The organism is Ferrigenium sp. UT5 (assembly GCF_045866295.1).
Lineage (GTDB): Bacteria > Pseudomonadota > Gammaproteobacteria > Burkholderiales > Gallionellaceae > Sideroxyarcus.
On the sequence record NZ_BAAFRY010000046.1, the window covers coordinates 1 to 2,998 of the forward strand.

Annotated in this window: 4 protein-coding genes; all 4 read right to left on the reverse strand. The window is 58.7% G+C overall.

The window, feature by feature from the left end; translation table 11 throughout:
• Positions 1 to 56: 56 nt before the first annotated feature.
• The 4 genes from coaD to ACKTSJ_RS10970 are packed head-to-tail and all read right to left on the reverse strand — an operon-like array spanning position 57 to position 2,623.
• Entirely contained in the window at positions 57 to 584 is a 528-nt protein-coding gene (gene coaD, locus ACKTSJ_RS10955) for a pantetheine-phosphate adenylyltransferase (protein ID WP_407900178.1), read from the reverse strand.
• Entirely contained in the window at positions 581 to 1,129 is a 549-nt protein-coding gene (gene rsmD, locus ACKTSJ_RS10960) for a 16S rRNA (guanine(966)-N(2))-methyltransferase RsmD (protein WP_407900184.1), read from the reverse strand. Before rsmD ends, coaD begins: the two co-directional genes overlap by 4 nt.
• Complete coding sequence (gene zapE, locus ACKTSJ_RS10965; RefSeq protein WP_407900180.1) at positions 1,122 to 2,252, reverse strand: cell division protein ZapE; 1,131 nt, start codon at positions 2,250 to 2,252, stop codon at positions 1,122 to 1,124. Before zapE ends, rsmD begins: the two co-directional genes overlap by 8 nt.
• Positions 2,249 to 2,623 carry a VOC family protein gene (locus ACKTSJ_RS10970; RefSeq protein ID WP_407900182.1) on the reverse strand — a complete coding sequence of 125 codons (375 nt, stop codon included), beginning with the start codon at positions 2,621 to 2,623 and terminating at the stop codon, positions 2,249 to 2,251. Before ACKTSJ_RS10970 ends, zapE begins: the two co-directional genes overlap by 4 nt.
• Positions 2,624 to 2,998 lie beyond the last annotated feature (375 nt).

Sequence of the window (2,998 nt, forward strand, 5' to 3'; positions counted from 1 at the left end):
ATTATCTCCACCTTGGCACCTAGATGCCGTCAGGTCCGCGAGGGGCTACCTCATTCTTACTTACTTACCTCGCTCCCCGTGGGGAGGGAGGCGTCCATCCCATCTCCTTTGGTTGATCTTTTATCTTTCAATTTCGCCTCGACCAGGGGCGATACGAACTTGCTCACATCCCCGCCGAAGCGCGCGATCTCGCGCACCATGCTGGCCGAAATGAAGGTGTAGCGTTCCGCCGGGGTCAGGAACACGGTCTCGACATCGGGATGCAGATTACGGTTCATGCCCGCCATCTGGAATTCATACTCGAAGTCGGACACCGCACGCAATCCCCGCAACACCACGCGCGCATTTTTTTCGCGCACGTAATTCATCAGCAATTCGTCAAAGCCGTCCACCTTGACGTTATGAAAATCGGCAAACACTTCGCGCGCCATCGCCACCCGTTCTTCCAGGGTGAACAGCGTGGCAACCCGGCTCGCCGCGACCGCCACGATCACCTCGCCAAACAAGCCGGCCGCGCGGCGCACCACATCCTCATGCCCGCGGGTGATGGGATCGAAGGTACCCGGATAGACGACTCTGATCATTGTTTTATATGCCCCATTAAGCGGTAATGCACCGCGCCCGCCTTGCCCTGTTTCAAAATCTGCCAATCCGTCCCCGGTTCAAACAGGTTGCCGCTTTCGGCATACACCAGTCCGCCCGGTGCCAACAACTCCGCCAGACGCGGCAACAGTTGCGGCCAATAATTGCTCTGAAACGGAGGATCAAGAAACACGACGTCGAACGCGCCCTGGGCGCGAGAGGCGAATTTTAGCCCATCCTCGCAGTGCAAGGCTACATTCCCCAGTGCCAATTTTTTCGCATTGCCCTGCAATGCCTTAAATACGGCAGGGTTACTTTCCACCATCACCACTTCTTCCGCCCCGCGCGAAGCCGCCTCGAAACCGAGGGCGCCGCTGCCTGCAAACAGATCCAGGCAGTGCTTGCCATACAATGTCTGCCCCAGCCAGTTGAACAAGGTCTCGCGCACCCGGTCCGGCGTGGGACGCAAACCGTCGGCATCCGGGAAGGTGATAAGGCGGCTGCGGTGCGTGCCGCCGATCAGTCTGATTGTGTTGATTTTACGAATCTCCTCTTGTCAGGGTAACTGCGCGGCTCCGATGCGGCAATTCCAGATAGCGGCGCGTGCGCATTTCGGCCAAGCGACTCAGGATACGTTGCGCCTCGCTGTCGTGCTGCCCCGCGCCGTACAGCAGCTCCGGCGCAACCTCAAACGAGGCAACCAGGACGACATGGTGGTCGTAGAGCACATCCACCAGCCAGGTGAAACGCCGCGCCGCCGCGCTTAATTCGGCCGTAAAACGCGGAATGCCGGATAGAAACACGGTCGGGTAGCGTTCGGCAATAACGAGGTAATCGGACGTATCGTGGTTGCCGCCGCACAGTTCGCCGAATTCGAACCACGCAACTTCGCGCGCCAGCCGTTTGGCATGCAGCTGAACCTTACCCACCGCCAGCCCCGTTCCCGCACTGACCGCCCCCGCGGTCAAACGACGAAACAGGGATTGCATGTGCGCCTCGGTATCGGCGTGCCGGGTGAGCAAGAATAGGGGGTCACGCACCATCTGCATCATGCGGTAATCCGTCACACCGTCGAGGTACACCTCTTTCAACTCGCGTTTGAGCAAGGCAATGGCAGGCAGGAAATTCTGCCGCTGCAAGCCGTTTGGATACAACTCGTCCGGCGCAAAATTGGAGGTCATCAGCAACACCACGCCGCGCGCAAACAGCGCCTCCATGAGACGTCCAAGAATCATCGCATCGGCGATGTCGTCCACATGGAATTCGTCCAGACAGAGCAGCCGCGTGGCATGGGCAATGCCGTCGGCCAGCGCCAGTAAGGGGTCGGACTCCCGCGCCAGACGCTGCATTTCATGATGCACCTCGTGCATGAAGCGATGAAAATGGATGCGGCGTTTGCGCCGATACGGCAGGCAGGCATAAAACCCGTCCATCAGGAAAGTTTTACCGCGCCCGACGCCTCCCCAGAGGTACAAACCTCTGGGCACCTCCGGACTCAACAGGCTGCGGCCAAGAAATTGGTTACGTCGGGCTTTGAATTCCACCAGCTGTTGCCACAACACCTGCAGTTCCCCAATGGCCGCCTGTTGCCGCACATCGCACACAATACCGGCGCTTTCACAGGCCGCTTGATACCACTGGCGCGGACTCAGCCCGACCTCATCCGTCACGCCATCGCCTCAATGAATTCCAGTGCATTCTGGTCCGGGTCGTGGCAGAACAGGGCTCGCCGCCCCGATTGACTCATGCGACAGGTGATCGCAGCCGCTTCCAGTGCGTGCTTAAGATCCGCCAGGTTCGACACCACAAAAGCGACGTGGCGGTCACGGCCGCCGTGGGCGGGTCGCGTCAATCCCGCCCCGGGATCGGGTAATTGCATCAGATGAATTTGCTGTCCGTGCGCGAGGTTGTACCACACCCCGTCGAAGCTCATTTGCGGACGTGCCGGATCGGAATGCAGCCCCAGCACGCCTTCATAAAAAGCCCGGGAACGGGCGAGGTCTCGACACAAAAAAGTGGCGTGATGGACACCGAGAATCATGGCTCGAGCGGAATCAATGTGCTGGTTTCATGGCGGGCACGAACCCTCGTCCCACCGGTATCGTCACCGTTTGCGGCCACCCCGCCCAAACAGCGCAGAACTCTCGTGGCATCGTTACCCGGTTTACAGACACCCAAGCGCGCGCCCCTCATTGATATCTCCCAATATGAACTCGTGCATTTTAAGCGAATCCCCGCGTACTGCACACCATGAAATCGAGACAATTTCGCGGCAAGCACCAAGGCTACCGGAGATTAAAAAAACGGGTCTTCGTGAAAGAGTGTGGGTAGAATTTAGCATGAAATCCTCTGCAAGCCTTGTGGCATCTGGCAAAATCCGGTCTGCACCTGTCGCGGGAAACGGGAGGATTTCTCA